We start from the raw sequence: 14684 nt of genomic DNA on the forward strand, positions 1-14684 counted from the left end.
ATGCACGATGAAACCAGTGAAAAAGGCAATTATTCCAGCAGCTGGACTAGGGACACGATTTTTACCAGCGACGAAAGCGTTACCTAAGGAAATGCTGCCAATTGTAGATAAACCGACGATTCAATATATCGTTGAAGAAGCGATTGCATCAGGTATTGAAGATATTATGATTGTAACTGGAAAAGGCAAGCGCGCGATCGAGGACCATTTTGACCGAGCGTATGAACTGGAAGATGCTTTGTTAGAGAAGCAAAAATTCGACCTATTAAATGAAGTGACCGAAACGTCAAAAGTGGATATCCATTATATTCGCCAAAAAGAACCTAAAGGCCTAGGACATGCTGTTTGGTGCGCCCGTAAATTTATCGGTGATGAACCGTTTGCCGTCTTACTTGGCGATGATATCGTGCGTTCAGACAAGCCAGCTTTAAGACAATTAATGGATGACTATGAATCAACTGGCCATTCTGTGATTGGTGTGCAAACGGTGCCTGAAGAAGAGACGGATCGTTATGGCATCATTGATCCCATGGCACAAGAAGGGCGCCGCTATCGCGTCAATTCATTTGTAGAGAAGCCATCTGTTGATGAAGCGCCTTCGAATTTAGCGATCATGGGACGTTATATCTTGAATCCAGATATTATGACGTATCTCGATCAACAAAAGCTCGGTGCAGGAAATGAAGTGCAATTAACCGATGCGATTCAAGAATTGAACCATAAAGAACCCGTTTTTGCCTATAACTTTGAAGGCCGCCGCTATGATGTTGGTGAGATTAAAGGTTTCCTTAAAACGACGATCGAAATGTCGCTAGAACGCGATGATGTACGAGATGAACTATTAGAGTTTATGCAAGGCTTATTGGAAACGTATAAGACGAAGCAGTGAAGTCCTAACTTGGTTAGGGCTTTTTTTTATGACGTTTATGAGATTTTAGCAAAAAATAGGGACGCTCCAATCAGGAACGCCCCAATGTAATAGGAAGCTTTTAAAATCCGCCTAATACGTTTTCTAAGTTGTAGATTAAATTTTCGAGATAAATTGAGAACAAGATATACAAGATAATGGCTGTCATAAAGAAACTAGCGATACTTGCATAAACTAATGGTTGGTTTTCATTAAATTTATTAATATTATACGTTGTTATCACGGCTGGTGCTACAAAAATAAATGGGAAAAGTGTTGCTACTAATAAAATGCTCGTAAATTGAATTGATGTACTTAAACCTGTAATGATTGTTAGAGCACTTAAAAATAAAAATGGAACCGCAAACGCTCCGTATTGGGATACAGTTGCTTGAATCGACATCTCTACTTTACCGATTTTAAGCGCAATAAAGGTAGAAATAAGACCAGATAATAGAACTAAAATAAATCCGAACGCAAGTCGACTAACTAGCTGGAAGAAAGGTAAGGATTCACTTGAAGCCCCTTCAAAACCAGCCATCATGTCACCATACATATTTTGATAGAACGTATTGGCTAAAAAGTAAACGCCTAATGATAGAAAAATAGGGATTAAGACGAGTGTTAAAATACTGTGCCACATAGTCGATTCATCTTGTTTTAAAGCAAGATCAGGTTTTTTAACAGTTGACGTTAAGTAGTTCCAGAAATCTTTTGCAAAGGATTTGGCTTGGTCACCTTTGCTTGGGCCAGTAGCTGTCGCTGTTGCCGTTGTGGCAGCTGCTTGATTATGTACAGGTTGTTGATATTCTGGTTGTGGCTGTGCTTGATGCGTTTGCGCTGGTTGTTCGTATGTTTGCTGTGATTCCGAAGTTTGAGTTGCAAGCGGGCTTCCGCAATTCTCACAAAACTTTCCATCATCCTGTTGATGGTTACAATTCTGACAAATTAAGTTTGCCATGTCATACACTCCTTTTTATTTAAATCAAATTTAGGATAAATTATACCAAACTTCTCCAATCATTGATATAATATGAGCATATTTTATCATAAAAGGTGTAGGTTTATTGACAAAAAATGAGGGGGAGTTGAATGTTTTGTAAGGAATGTGGCAAGCAAGCGAAAGAGGGAGCCAGATTTTGTGCGAATTGTGGCCAACCGTTTGCTTTGAACCAAGATCAAGGGGGAAGTGAGCAAGTAACGTATGGCGAAAAAAATAAAGTGAACCAAACTAATGAGGAAGTGACTCATTATGATAATCATTCGGTGGAACAAGAAGTTACTAGTGAAAATGAATATCATAATGGTGAGACTTTAGATGTAGATGTATCATTGGGCGAAAATCATGAATCATCAAATGAAACTAATGAAGAGTCACTTAATGCTTCAAACACATCAGGGCCCCAATCACAAGTTGAGGCGAAACCTCAGCAATCAAAGCCGAAGACTAGAAAACTGAAAAAGTCTAAAGGGAAAGTAGCCTTATGGGTGTCAATTCCGTTATTTTTAGTGGTATTAGTCGTAGGCGCTTATTTTGGAGGAAACTACTTATATGGTGATGAGGCTCAAATTGATCAGTTAGAGCAAGCCGTGACAAACGGTGACGCAGATTATTTAAGCGAAAGATTGGTTCATAATCGTAGCGAAGCAGTCCCTGATGGTTACGTTGATCAGTTTGCATCATATTTTAATAATCATCCTGATCAATTAGACCAATTGTTAAATCAATTACATAAGCAAATGCAAGGGGAAGATGCATCTAATCAATTAATCTATGCGAATGAATCAGATCGTCAATTCTTCGTCTATCCTCAATATCAGTTTGAGTTGAGCCAAGTTGAAATTGAAGCGGGAGCTAATTTTGATCAGACAACGATTGAATTGGTCGGTCATGATCAAGTCACGACCTCTGTTCAAAATGAAACGGTTGAATTCGATAGCTTATTACCAGGTCAGTATACCGTTCAAATTTATCACGATGGTGTTTACGGCCAATTTGAAGATGAATTTGAAATCGATTTTTGGGAAGAAAATGTAGTTAATGCTTCAGTACAAGCTAAATTTGAAGGCGAATCAGTGGCATTAGATGTCGATATGGATGAAGCGACGGTCTTGTTAAATGATGAGGAAGTTGGCGTTGCTAGTGAATTGGAAAGCGTTGGTCCTGTGAAGTTTGATGGAACCACAACTCTACAAGCCGTCTATGAATATCCGTGGGGCGAATCTCAATCAGAAGCAGTTAGTGTAACAGAAGGGATGGAAACCGTAGAATTATCAGTAGATAGTTCAAATCAGGAATCTGTCCGAGAAGACGTGTTTGATCGTGTCGTTCAACATGCTAACGAATGGATCGACGCTTATCATGACCGCGACATCAGCCATTTTAGTGTGATGGAAAGTGAAGAATATTTGAGTAATATCGCAAATAACTTTGATAGTCTACGCTCCGATTCATTGTTTTATGAAGGTGAAGTTAGCGACGTTAGGGTTGACCAAGGTTACTTCGACATTTATGAAGAAGACGGAACTTACCAAGTTGATGTTTTAACAGAATTATCGTTTTACGCTGGTTTTTATCCTGAAGGTGATAAAGGTGAACTAAACAAAGAGTCTTCATCATATATCTGGCAATACGAATTATACTATGATGAAAACGAAGGCGATTGGTTTATCCAAGATAGCGAAGAGATGGATCAGTTTGAAACAGATGATGTTGTGGGTTGGTATTGATGATAAAACCTCTTATCCTATTTGTAGGATAAGAGGTTTTTTGTGTTGTAAGAGATTTTTCATCGAGTGGAGAGAGAATATCATCGAGTTCAAGAGTTTTTCCATCGAGTTCAGAAGCGTTACCATCGAGTGGAAAGAGGATATCAGCAAGTTGCGAGGTATTTCCATCGCCTGAGATAAAATATCATCGAGTTGTTTTGCAATATCATCGAGTCTCGTTTACACATCTATTAAGACGATCATAAAGCTCAATTAATCTGAATTTTTTATAAAAATGTCTTTACAAATTAATTACTCTTATAATAGAATGCATGTAACGGGTTACACAAAACGTAATCCATTTTATTAAACATAATGTGTAACCGTTTACATATGAATGTAGTGAAAATGAATAAGGTGATCAATGTGACGACAATTCGAGATGTGGCAAAGGATGCGAATGTCTCTGTTGCAACAGTCTCGCGTGTGATGAATGATAATGGTTATGTGAATCCAGAGACGCGTGAGAAAGTGAAAGAGACGATTGCTCGGTTGAATTATCAACCGAATTCGGTTGCTCGAAGTTTATATAAGAAAGAGTCGAAAACGATTGGTATTATGGTGCCGGATATTATGAACCCTTATTTCCCTGAACTTGTTCGGGGTGTAGAAGATTATTTGATTGAAAAAGGGTTTACAACGATTTTATGTAATACAGATGAGGATCCAGAAAAGGAACGACTATACTTAGATGTTATGAAACAGCGTTATGTTGATGGTGCAATTATTGTTTCAAATACGTTAAAACGGGATCTAATTGATGAATATGATATGCCGATTGTTGCGTTGGACCGTTCGATACATGAAAATGTACCGACATTTATGGTGGATAATACGGTGGGGGCTGAGCAGGCGACACAACATTTAATTGACATTGGGTGTAAGCGTATTGCTCATGTTAGAGGTCCTGAGCATGTTGAAAACGCTACGGCACGTTACGAAGGTTATTACAAGATCATGCAACAAACTAACGGATTTCAGGAACATTGTGTTGTTCAAGGTGATTTTGACCAAAAACAATCAGCTAAAGCAGTTAAGCAATTGTTGCAAGAACAACCAGAGATAGACGGTATTTTTGCTGGTAACGATATTATGGCACTCGGGGCTTTGAAAGGAGCAGAATCATTAGGGATTAAAGTTCCTCAAGAATTAGCGATTATCGGATTTGACGGGATTGATTTAAGTAGTATGACGATCCCGGAATTATCAACCATGTCGCAGCCCATCTACGAGATGAGCACACAGGCAGCTGATGCGTTGATGTCGCTTATTTCTGGTCAAACTGCTGATGAAACAGAGCATATTTACCAGCCAACGTTAGAATGGCGACAATCTACTGATCGAATAAGAAAGGAAGATAATTAATGGCAGCAAAAGTGACGGTCATCGGAAGTATTAATATGGATTTAGTAGCCCAAGCAGAGCGTTTTCCGAATAAGGGTGAAACGTTATTGGGTCAAGATTTCCAAACGATTCCTGGTGGTAAAGGTGCGAATCAGGCAGTTGCTGCAGCTAAGCTAGGTGCAGACGTAACGATGATTGGCTGTGTGGGTGATGATCCATTTGGTCAGCCGTTAATTAATAACTTGAAAGAGCAAGGCGTGAATCATTGTCAGGTCGAGACAATTGAAGGTGTTCCAACAGGGATTGCTCATATTACCGTGGCAGATCACGATAATACGATCATCGTTGTTCCGGGCGCAAATAATCATGTAACACCTGAAATGGTTCGCCAATACGAAGAGGATATTAAAGCAAGTGATATTGTGCTGTTACAATTTGAAATTCCGTTAGAAAGTGTGAAAGAAGTCGTTAACCTAGCGAATCAACATGGTGTGAAAGTGGTTATGAACCCAGCACCGATTCGGTCAATAAATCTCAACTTGTTAGAGAAGGTGGACTTTTTAACACCAAATGAACATGAGTTGAAGATTTTAATTGATGATGAGGAAAAAGATACTTTTTATAAAGACAATCGAGACCGCTTTTTCGTGACTTATGGATCTGAAGGCGTGCACATGGTTGAAGACGGTGAAGCTTCGATCGTTCCAGGTTATAAAGTTGATGTCGTTGATACAACAGGTGCAGGCGATACCTTTAACGGAGGCTTTGCGGTCGCGATTGCAGAGGGTCAATCATATGCTGAAGCAGCTCGTTTCGGCAATGCGGCTGGTGCATTATCGGTGAGCCAATTCGGTGCACAAACTGGGATGCCTAACCGAGAAGACGTGATGAAATTATTGAATGGAGAGCTTGGATAATATGAAAAAACAGGGTGTACTCAACAGTGATATTGCAACAGTGCTTGCATCACTTGGTCATACAGATACGATTGTCATTTCAGATTGTGGTTTACCTGTTCCAGATCATGTTCCGAGAATTGATTTGGCTTTAAAGAAAGGTCAACCACGCTTTACTGACACGTTAGAGGTCGTATTATCAGATATGGAAGTGGAACATATCACGCTAGCAGAAGAGATTAAAACGAGCAACGCAGATGTCCAAAAAGAAATTTTTAATCAATATAGTGGTGAAGTCGATTATGTCTCGCATGAACGGTTTAAAGAGCTTACTCAGGATGCCAAAGTGGTGATTAGAACGGGTGAGGTCACACCGTTTGCCAATGTCATATTACGAGCTGGGGTGATTTTTTAATGACGCAACCAATTGTGGAAATGAAGGGAATCTCCAAGTCCTTTGTTGGTAATAAAGTATTAAACAATGTTGATTTTGAAGTCTTGCCAGGAGAAGTTCACGCATTATTAGGTGAAAATGGAGCAGGGAAATCGACACTAATGAAAATTTTGACTGGGATTCACAGCCGTGATGAAGGTGAAATTTATGTAAAAGGTGAGGCAGTTGAATTTAATAATCCGAAAGAATCGGAGAAAGCAGGCATTGCTGTCATTCACCAGGAATTGAACATCATTCCGTATTTAACGGTCATGGAGAATATGTTTTTAGGGCGTGAATTGAAGTACGGAAAAACAGGCGTAACTAATACGAAAAAGATGAAACAGTTAACTAAGGAGTATCTCCAACAGCTAGGCATTGACCTTGATCCATTAGCGCTAGCGGGCAATCTTTCGGTTGGTCAGCAACAAATGGTTGAAATTGCTAAAGCGATTTCGGTTAATGCGGAAATGATTGTGATGGATGAACCTACGGCTGCATTAACGGACCGTGAAATCGAGCGGTTATTTGAGGTGGTTGATAGACTTCGTGAGCAGGAAGTTGGTATTGTTTATATTTCACACAGGATGGAAGAAATTTATCGGATCTGTGATCGCGTTTCGATTTTACGTGATGGTGAGTATATCGGCACGCGCGATACTAAAACGGTTGAATATGAAGAGATTATTCAAATGCTAGTGGGCCGTGAATTAGGCACGCTTTATCCGGAGCGGGATGCTGAAATTGGTGAAGTCAAAATGAAAGTTGAGGGTCTAACGTCTGATGCCTTTCATGATATTAATTTTGATCTAAGAGAAGGCGAAATCCTCGGTGTAGCTGGCCTGATGGGTGCAGGACGTTCAGAGATCATGCAGTCCTTATTTGGTTACCGTGCAATTGAAAGCGGTTCAATTTCGATAGAAGGAAAACCAGTTAATATCAAAAAGCCGACTGATGCAATTGATGCTGGAATTGGTTTCGTGACAGAAGACCGCAAAGAACAGGGACTTGTATTGTCTATGTCAGTAAAAGAAAATTTATCGTTGCCTAATTTGAAAGGGGTTTCACATCAAACCGTTTTATCTGAAAAGAGTGAAAAAGAACTCGTTGATGATTTAGTTAAGCGTTTGAATGTGAAGATGGCTGGTCAAAATCAAGAAGTTAGGATGCTTAGTGGTGGCAATCAGCAAAAAGTGGTTATTGGAAAATGGCTCGGAATTAATCCAAAGATTTTAATTTTAGATGAACCGACAAGAGGTGTTGATGTCGGGGCAAAGAAAGAAATTTATCACATTATGAATGAATTAACGAAGCAAGGAGTCAGCATCGTTATGATTTCTTCAGAATTGCCGGAAGTCTTAGGTATGAGTGATCGGATTTTAGTAATTCATGAAGGGCGAATCGGAGCCGAATTAAAACGTGAAGATGCTACTCAAGAGAAAATTATGTACGCAGCGACTGGAGGGGAGTAACGTGAAAAATCAATCAGTAGGACAAATCCTGCAAAAGATCGGACCGTTGCTTGGTTTAATCGTGATTATGATTGGACTAAGTATTATGAGTCCACAGTTTCTTAGTTTAGATAACTTATTAACCATGCTTAGACAGGTTACCATTGTCGGTTTATTAGCATTTGGTATGACATTCGTTATTTTGACGGGTGGAATTGATCTGTCTGTTGGTTCAACTCTTGCTTTAGCAGGAGCCTTAACAGCTGGAATGATGGCAAGTGGATTAGATCCGATTTTGGCTGTATTGCTAGGTGTTTTAGCAGGTGCGGTCTTGGGTGCCTTTAACGGCCTTGTCATTTCGAAAGGGAAAGTGGCGCCGTTTATTGCAACGCTTGCGACCATGACCATGTTCCGAGGTTTAGCCCTTGTTTATACGGAGGGCCGACCTGTAACGGGTTTCACAGATAGTCAGTTTTTCGATTTAATTGGTCGTGGTTACTTATTTGGTATTCCGATTCCGGTTATTATCATGTTCGTGATTTTCTTTATCTTATTATTTATCTTGAAGAAAACTGTATTCGGACGCCATGTATATGCATTGGGCGGTAATGAAGAAGCTTCTATTTTATCTGGAATAAAAGTTAATCGTGTGAAAATCGGTGTTTATTCTTTAACTGGTGCATTGTCTGCATTAGCAGGGATTATTTTGACATCACGATTAGGCTCTGCATCACCGAACGCAGGTTTTACTTATGAATTAGATGCCATTGCGGCCGTCGTACTAGGTGGTACTAGTTTATCAGGAGGTCGTGGTTGGATATTTGGAACCTTGATTGGTGCGCTAATTATCGGCGTGCTGAACAATGGTTTGAATTTATTAGGTGTTTCATCTAATTATCAGCAAATCGTAAAGGGGGCGGTCATTCTTCTAGCAGTCTTATTGGATCGTCAAAAGTCGTAGTAACTTAGCTGATGGGTAAAAATACTATTCTATGATTGGGGAGGAAAACACAATGTTTTCAAAGTTTAAATTAGGTTTATTGGCATTTTTAGTAATTGGTTTATTAGCAGCATGTTCCACAGAGTCACCAACTTCAGATAATAATGATGAAGGTGACAGTGATGCTGAAAGTGATGACGGTATGCATATTGGCTTAGCTGTTTCAACACAAAATAACCCGTTCTTCGTGACACTTAAAGAAGGTGCAGAAGCGAAAGCTGAAGAAGAGGGAGTGGATTTAACAGTCGTTGATGCTCAAGATGACTCAGCTCAACAGTTAAGTAGTATTGAAGATTTAATTCAACAAGAAGTAGATGTTTTAGTTATTAATCCTACTGACTCTGAAGCGGTTGTTTCTGCTGTTGAAGCAGCAAACGATGCGGATATTCCAGTTGTGACAATTGACCGCAGTGCTGATGGTGGCGAAGTCGTAGCTCACGTTGCTTCTGATAACGTTGTCGGCGGTGAAATGGCAGCTGATTACATTGTCGAACAACTTGGCGGTGAAGGTAACGTCGTAGAACTTGAAGGAATTCCAGGTTCATCAGCCGCCCGTGAACGTGGTGAAGGTTTCCACAATGTTGTAGATGAGGAAGATAGCATTGAAGTAGTAGCGCAACAACCAGCAGGCTTCGAGCGAGCTGAAGGCTTAAGCGTTATGGAAAATATCCTACAAACAGGCGATGAAATTGACGCTGTATTTGCTCACAACGATGAAATGGCACTAGGTGCTGTGCGTGCGTTAGAGGCAGCAGGTCAAGAAGATGTTACTGTTGTTGGTTTTGATGCAATCGATGATGCTGTAGAAGCAATTGAAAATGGAGAAATGGATGCAACTGTCGCGCAACAACCAACTGTCATTGGTGAACGCGGTGTTGAAATCGCAATGGCGATTGCTAACGGCGAAGAAGTAGACGATTTCGAAGCAGTTGATTTAGAGATGGTAACAGCTGAATAATGGAGTAATAGATGGAGAACCCCAGCGTTAGCTGGGGTTTATCTAGTTGGGTAAGTAGTTCGCTTTTTTACTTAAGATGGGTATTGTCGGGGGCTGGGCATATATCATACGGGGTTGTAGGATTTCCCATCGAGTGATGCGCGGTTATCATCGAGTTTGAGAGGCTTTTCATCGAGTGATGAGCGGATATCATCGAATTCAACTCATTTTCCATCGCGCATTGAAATTGAGTTAATGAAATGATTGGGAATTAATGATGATAGATTGTATTTCGTACCTTTGTATGATCCGATTTTAGGAAAAAGGTTTAGCAGACGCCTGCATGTATGTTCAGATTCTAAATTAAGCCAATCTCTTACTTGTTGATTCGAAAAATATATCTCTTGTTTTAAATAAATTAGGTCTTGCAGAGCAGCAATGTGCGCTTGATTTTGCTGCTTATGACATTTAAAACATTCCCAGTTGGCATAAATTCTCTTCATACCCGCTGCACCACATTCACTACAAAACACACCCCGAATAAAATCGCGTTCACTTAGTTTATAATAATCAGCTAAATGACGGTTGCGGGGGGTATGATGATGTCTTAATTTCAAACCGATTTTCCGTGCTAACTGCTCCGAAATAATAGGTGTAGAATGGGATTCGATTAAATCATAAATATGTTGAAGTAGATAGTGGTGTGTGAATAAATTATCAGGTTGATCCTGCATATCTAAGATCACTTCGGGGTGCGTGAAGGTGCTACATATGAAAATCGGTAAATGATTGAGCTCGTGTGTGATGAGGAAATTTTCGAGTTGTCTGCGTTGAATCTCAGCTTGATGGAGAGGGTGTTGCAAAGCTTTGGATTCACCATTTACATGTTGAATCATTTGTTTCGCATTATTTTGAGTGATGACACCTTTTGTATGTTTGCTTTCGACAATGAGTATAAATTGGCGGGTGATGAGGAGAGCATCAATCTGAAAATAATGGGTGTTGGCTTTTGCTCGGAGGTCGAAGAGTGTGAAGGATGAATCGTGTTTTAATAGATTGAAATAATATTGTAACGCTTTTTCACCTAAATAGCCTGCTTTTTCACGATGGTAGTTGTTTTCGATTTTTTCATAAAATTCATCTCGTTGGCGGTAGCGACGGGTGAGAGCTTCAAGTTGTAATAGTTCTGGTGGAGATTGAAGAGGTAATAGGTTCACGTGGGTAACTCCTTTTTATTAAAAGTATATCTGAATTATTTTTAAAAGGCTAGTGATCAATTATTAAGATTGTAAATGGTTATTAAGTTTATCTTTCAATAAATTTCTCTATAGATCAATATTAGCTCATAAAATTTTGATAAATTATAATTAGTGAAAATTTATTTTTATTTAAAATTAGTAGCATAGCGATACGGCAAATACCATCGACTTAGCACAGGTTATCATCGAGTCGGAGGCAGATATCATCATTTGCGCTGAGTTTTCCATCGAGTCGGAGGCATATATCATCGCCAGCGCCGTGCATACCATCGAGTTGCAAGCAAATATCATCTGCCACCAAAAATTTCATAGTTCATTTGTTTGCTTCTAGTCACGAAATTTTGTAAAGTGGTAGAATCATAGTTAAAAGGTGACGGCTTATGTGGAAAATTTACAGTTTATTATTTTTAGTGATGTTCATGTGGGGGATGAACTTATCTTCTATTAAAGTATTAGTAGAAGCGGTCGATCCCCTTTTATTGAATAGTTTTCGTGTGTTTACTGCAGGTGTTGCGGTTTTAATTATTTGTATGTTTCTCGGCATTTTTCGGTTTCCGAAGAAATCTGAATGGACCGTGATGGCTTACATAGGCGCGTTTAATGTGGTGCTACACCATGCGTTTATCGCAATCGGATTAGAAGGGACATCAGGTGTGAATGGGTCACTTATTCTAGGGCTAGTGCCGCTTATTACGGTGTTAATGTCGGTGATTTTTCTTAAACAAAAGGTGAATGTTTTAAGAATGATTGGGTTCTTGCTCGGCTTCTCAGGTGTTGCGCTTACGACGTTAACGGGTGACGGTGGACTTGGATCGCTTTCATATGGTGATGTGTTTGTCTTTTTAGGGGTTGTCGTTCAAGGCTTTAGCTTTGTTTTAATTAGTAAGTTGAAGGCTGATTTCGATCCTCGATTAATCACGGGTTATATGATGGTTTTTGGCTCGTTTTTCATATTCATCATTAGTCAGGTGCTAGGTGCAAATATCGGCGAAATGACGCGTGTAATTGACTGGCATCTCGGTAGCGTCTTTCTGTTTAGTGCGATTTGTGCGACAGCATTTGGCCATATGACTTATAATTTAGCGATTAAAAAAGTCGGCCCTGCTGAAACAGCGATTTTTACAAATTTAAACACATTATTTGCGATTATTGGTTCTGCTGTCTTCTTAGGAGAAGTGATTATGGCGGAGCATATTATTGGTTTTGTCTTAATTATTATCGGTATTTTCTTCGGTACAGGCGCCATGGAGTATTTTCTTAAAAAACGGCGTGGCAAACTTGTTTAATCATGAGGTGATGAGAATGCATGTGTTAGTGGTCGGTGGAGGTATTCTAGGTGCTTCGGCGGCGTATGAATTAGTGAAAAAAGGGAAGGATGTCACGCTAGTTGACTCCAAAATGGAAGGGCAGGCAACTTATGCTGGAGCTGGAATTGTCTGTCCTTGGGTCAGTGCGCGTAAAGATCCTGATTTGTATGAGTTAGCTCGCGCTAGTGCGATTCGTTATCCAGATTTAGTGGAGTCGTTGAAGGAAAATGGCGCTAGTGATACGGGTTATCGATTGTGCGGAGCTTTGGCACTTGCAGAAGATGAAGCGACTTTGCAGGAACTTTATCAGGAAGCGGTAACGAAACGGGAAGAGACCTCATTTGTAGGTGACATAAAAACGTTATTGAATCAGGAGGCGCAAGCCATGTTTCCGCCTCTTAAAGATAATGTGCAAGCGGTTTATGTTTCGGGTGGTGCCCGAGTAGATGGTGCGAAATTGAACCGGGCATTATTGCAAGCGTTTCAAAATTGTGATGGTAAATATTTGGAAGAAAGCGTATCATTAGAGGTGAGTAGTGATCAAGTGGTCGCTTACATAAACCAAGAACGTGTTGAGGCGGATGAGGTGATCGTCGCGGCGGGTGCTTGGACGAATGACTTGTTGAAACCACTTGGAATAGAGTTGCCACTCGAACCACAGCGTGGACAAATCGCTCATTTAACGTTATCTCAAGAAACCGCCGAATGGCCTGTTGTATTACCACAATCCAGTCATTATATGCTCGCATTTGAAGGTGGACGTGTCGTGATGGGAGCGACGCGTGAAGCGGGTAGTGGTTTTGATTATCGATTAACAGCAGGTGGCGTGCATGATGTGTTACATGAAGGATTGGATGTCGCGCCTGGCTTAGTCGAAGCAACTTTAGAAGACGTGCGGATTGGTTTTCGTCCGATGGGGCCTGATGGGAAGCCGTTGCTTGGTAGGGTTAATGCTTTTTCAAACTTAACGGTCGCAACAGGACTGGGCCCTTCAGGCTTAACGATCGGCCCGTATGTTGGGAAGTTAGCAGCTCAATTAGCGACAGGAAACAAAATAGATCAAACGATTGATCATTTAAATCCACTTAGACAAACTTAACGAGGTGATTTTATGGCAAAAAAACCAGTTATTATTGATTGCGATCCAGGTATCGATGACGTGATGATGCTGTTATTAGGCTTGCGTCATGAAGATATTGATGTGAAATTGATTACGACTAGTGCAGGTAACCAGACGCAAGAAAAGGTGATCGACAATGCGCTTAGGTTCGTAAGCTACTTAGGCCGTAATGTCGAAATTGCGCGCGGTTCTGAGAAACCTTTTATCCGTGATTTAATGATCGCGGGTGACATCCATGGTGAGTCCGGACTTGGAGGTGTCACATTTCCTGAGCCAACGTTAAAAGAAAGTGATCAACCAGCCATTCAAGCGATGGTCAATGTCTTACGTGAAGCTGATGAACCTGTGACGATCGTTGCGACAGGACCGATGACGAATGTGGGTGCGTTGTTACTCGCTCACCCAGAGCTAAAACATAAAATTAAACAAATCTCGATTATGGGTGGCGCTGTCTTAGGTGGCAATGTGACACCGCAAGCAGAATTCAATATTTATGTCGATCCTGAAGCGGCTGAAGTGGTCATGCAAAGTGGGCTGCCGATTATCATGAGTGGCTTGGATGTCACACATAAAGCATACTTAACACAGTCAGAAGTCGCTGCGATGAAAGAGATTGGCACCCCTTTGACCGAAAAATTACACGGTATGCTAACTCATTATATGGATGCTCAAGGAGATTCACCATTCTTAGAGAGCTACCACGGAGATGTTCTGCGCCTGCATGATTTATGTGCGGTGGCTTATGTGATTGACCCGACGTTATTTGAAGGTGATGACTACTACGTCACGGTTGAGACTAGTGGAAGTGAAACGGCTGGTGCAACTGTAGTAGACCACTTACGGAATACTGATCACGAGCCAAATGTTCACGTGTTATATGATGTCGATCGCGAACGCTTTGTGGAGTTGTTTTTTGAGTATTTAAGAGGTTAAAAGCTATGTCGCCGAATGCATTCAGATTAGATGCATTCGGCGTTTTTGATTGATGAGATCTTTGTTATCGTCAAATGGACATTTTCCGTCGAGGTTACGACGTTTTCCATCGAACTGAAGGGAAATACCATCGACTATTTGAAGTTTACCAGCGAGTCTATCGCAAATACCATCGAGTGTGCTCGTCATACCATCGAGTAAATTGGCTTTACCATCGACTTGACTCAAAATACAGTCAAGTCCATAATTATGTGTAAAATACATGGCAATGAAATTCAACTCTTGTCATTGATTATTTATGTGTTATCGCGATGAAGTGGGGATGGCG

Annotated in this window: 14 protein-coding genes; 11 read left to right on the forward strand and 3 right to left on the reverse strand. The window is 40.5% G+C overall.

From position 1 onward, the window contains the following. Positions 1–7: 7 nt before the first annotated feature. A complete protein-coding gene (galU, locus tag J2S77_RS12320) occupies positions 8–889 on the forward strand; it encodes a UTP--glucose-1-phosphate uridylyltransferase GalU (protein WP_306977772.1) in 882 nt (293 codons plus the stop codon). Positions 890–989: 100 nt separating this feature from the next. Here galU and J2S77_RS12325 read toward each other — a convergent pair whose 3' ends face one another. Continuing rightward, positions 990–1868 (reverse strand): DUF6574 domain-containing protein, encoded by an 879-nt coding sequence (locus tag J2S77_RS12325; protein WP_306977774.1) that lies wholly within the window; start codon positions 1866–1868, stop codon positions 990–992. Between the two features lie 131 nt (positions 1869–1999). Here J2S77_RS12325 and J2S77_RS12330 point away from each other — a divergent pair, with 131 nt between their 5' ends. The 7 genes from J2S77_RS12330 (at position 2000) to rbsB (ending at position 9758) form a co-directional block, all read left to right on the forward strand. After that, the gene (locus J2S77_RS12330) at positions 2000–3637 is read left to right on the forward strand and encodes a YvbJ-related protein (RefSeq protein ID WP_306977776.1); all 1638 of its coding nucleotides are present in this window, start codon (positions 2000–2002) and stop codon (positions 3635–3637) included. Positions 3638–4042: 405 nt separating this feature from the next. Next, positions 4043–5041 (forward strand): LacI family DNA-binding transcriptional regulator, encoded by a 999-nt coding sequence (locus J2S77_RS12335; RefSeq protein WP_306977779.1) that lies wholly within the window; start codon positions 4043–4045, stop codon positions 5039–5041. Further along, positions 5041–5937 (forward strand): ribokinase, encoded by an 897-nt coding sequence (gene rbsK / locus J2S77_RS12340; RefSeq protein ID WP_306977781.1) that lies wholly within the window; start codon positions 5041–5043, stop codon positions 5935–5937. Before J2S77_RS12335 ends, rbsK begins: the two co-directional genes overlap by 1 nt. A 1-nt stretch (position 5938) precedes the next feature. Next, positions 5939–6331: a D-ribose pyranase gene (gene rbsD / locus J2S77_RS12345; RefSeq protein ID WP_306977784.1), complete on the forward strand. Its 393-nt coding sequence runs from the start codon at positions 5939–5941 to the stop codon at positions 6329–6331. Next, complete coding sequence (locus J2S77_RS12350; RefSeq protein ID WP_306977786.1) at positions 6331–7821, forward strand: sugar ABC transporter ATP-binding protein; 1491 nt, start codon at positions 6331–6333, stop codon at positions 7819–7821. The genes rbsD and J2S77_RS12350 overlap by 1 nt, the downstream gene beginning before the upstream one ends. A 67-nt stretch (positions 7822–7888) precedes the next feature. Further along, entirely contained in the window at positions 7889–8761 is an 873-nt protein-coding gene (locus J2S77_RS12355; protein ID WP_370871844.1) for an ABC transporter permease subunit, read from the forward strand. A 52-nt stretch (positions 8762–8813) separates the two neighbouring features. Beyond that, the gene (rbsB, locus tag J2S77_RS12360; protein WP_306977788.1) at positions 8814–9758 is read left to right on the forward strand and encodes a ribose ABC transporter substrate-binding protein RbsB; all 945 of its coding nucleotides are present in this window, start codon (positions 8814–8816) and stop codon (positions 9756–9758) included. 203 nt (positions 9759–9961) lie between these two features. Here the strand turns inward: rbsB and J2S77_RS12365 are convergent, their stop codons facing one another. Then, positions 9962–10954 (reverse strand): nuclease-related domain-containing protein, encoded by a 993-nt coding sequence (locus tag J2S77_RS12365; protein ID WP_306977790.1) that lies wholly within the window; start codon positions 10952–10954, stop codon positions 9962–9964. A gap of 422 nt (positions 10955–11376) precedes the next feature. On the opposite strand from J2S77_RS12365, the gene J2S77_RS12370 reads away from it, so the two are divergent. From J2S77_RS12370 to J2S77_RS12380, 3 genes are read left to right on the forward strand one after another with little or no spacing between them, the layout of a single operon-like run. Beyond that, on the forward strand, positions 11377–12282 hold the full coding sequence (locus J2S77_RS12370) for a DMT family transporter (protein WP_306977792.1): 906 nt from the start codon (positions 11377–11379) through the stop codon (positions 12280–12282). A gap of 16 nt (positions 12283–12298) precedes the next feature. Beyond that, on the forward strand, positions 12299–13402 hold the full coding sequence (locus tag J2S77_RS12375) for an NAD(P)/FAD-dependent oxidoreductase (RefSeq protein ID WP_370871842.1): 1104 nt from the start codon (positions 12299–12301) through the stop codon (positions 13400–13402). Positions 13403–13414: 12 nt separating this feature from the next. Then, positions 13415–14356, forward strand: a complete 942-nt coding sequence (locus tag J2S77_RS12380; RefSeq protein ID WP_306977798.1) for a nucleoside hydrolase — start codon at positions 13415–13417, stop codon at positions 14354–14356. Positions 14357–14377: 21 nt separating this feature from the next. On the opposite strand, the gene J2S77_RS12385 is transcribed toward J2S77_RS12380, so the two are convergent. Next, complete coding sequence (locus J2S77_RS12385) at positions 14378–14584, reverse strand: hypothetical protein (protein WP_306977801.1); 207 nt, start codon at positions 14582–14584, stop codon at positions 14378–14380. Positions 14585–14684 lie beyond the last annotated feature (100 nt).

The organism is Alkalibacillus salilacus (genome assembly GCF_030812915.1).
Lineage (GTDB): Bacteria > Bacillota > Bacilli > Bacillales > Alkalibacillaceae > Alkalibacillus > Alkalibacillus salilacus.

Coding starts and splice junctions, on each gene's coding strand:
- galU (WP_306977772.1), top strand. CDS start 8: ATGAAACCAGTGAAAAAGGCAATTATTCCAGCAGCTGGACTAGGGACA.
- J2S77_RS12325 (WP_306977774.1), bottom strand. CDS start 1,868: ATGGCAAACTTAATTTGTCAGAATTGTAACCATCAACAGGATGATGGA.
- J2S77_RS12330 (WP_306977776.1), top strand. CDS start 2,000: ATGTTTTGTAAGGAATGTGGCAAGCAAGCGAAAGAGGGAGCCAGATTT.
- rbsK (WP_306977781.1), top strand. CDS start 5,041: ATGGCAGCAAAAGTGACGGTCATCGGAAGTATTAATATGGATTTAGTA.
- rbsD (WP_306977784.1), top strand. CDS start 5,939: ATGAAAAAACAGGGTGTACTCAACAGTGATATTGCAACAGTGCTTGCA.
- J2S77_RS12350 (WP_306977786.1), top strand. CDS start 6,331: ATGACGCAACCAATTGTGGAAATGAAGGGAATCTCCAAGTCCTTTGTT.
- J2S77_RS12355 (WP_370871844.1), top strand. CDS start 7,889: ATGATTGGACTAAGTATTATGAGTCCACAGTTTCTTAGTTTAGATAAC.
- rbsB (WP_306977788.1), top strand. CDS start 8,814: ATGTTTTCAAAGTTTAAATTAGGTTTATTGGCATTTTTAGTAATTGGT.
- J2S77_RS12370 (WP_306977792.1), top strand. CDS start 11,377: ATGTGGAAAATTTACAGTTTATTATTTTTAGTGATGTTCATGTGGGGG.
- J2S77_RS12375 (WP_370871842.1), top strand. CDS start 12,299: ATGCATGTGTTAGTGGTCGGTGGAGGTATTCTAGGTGCTTCGGCGGCG.
- J2S77_RS12380 (WP_306977798.1), top strand. CDS start 13,415: ATGGCAAAAAAACCAGTTATTATTGATTGCGATCCAGGTATCGATGAC.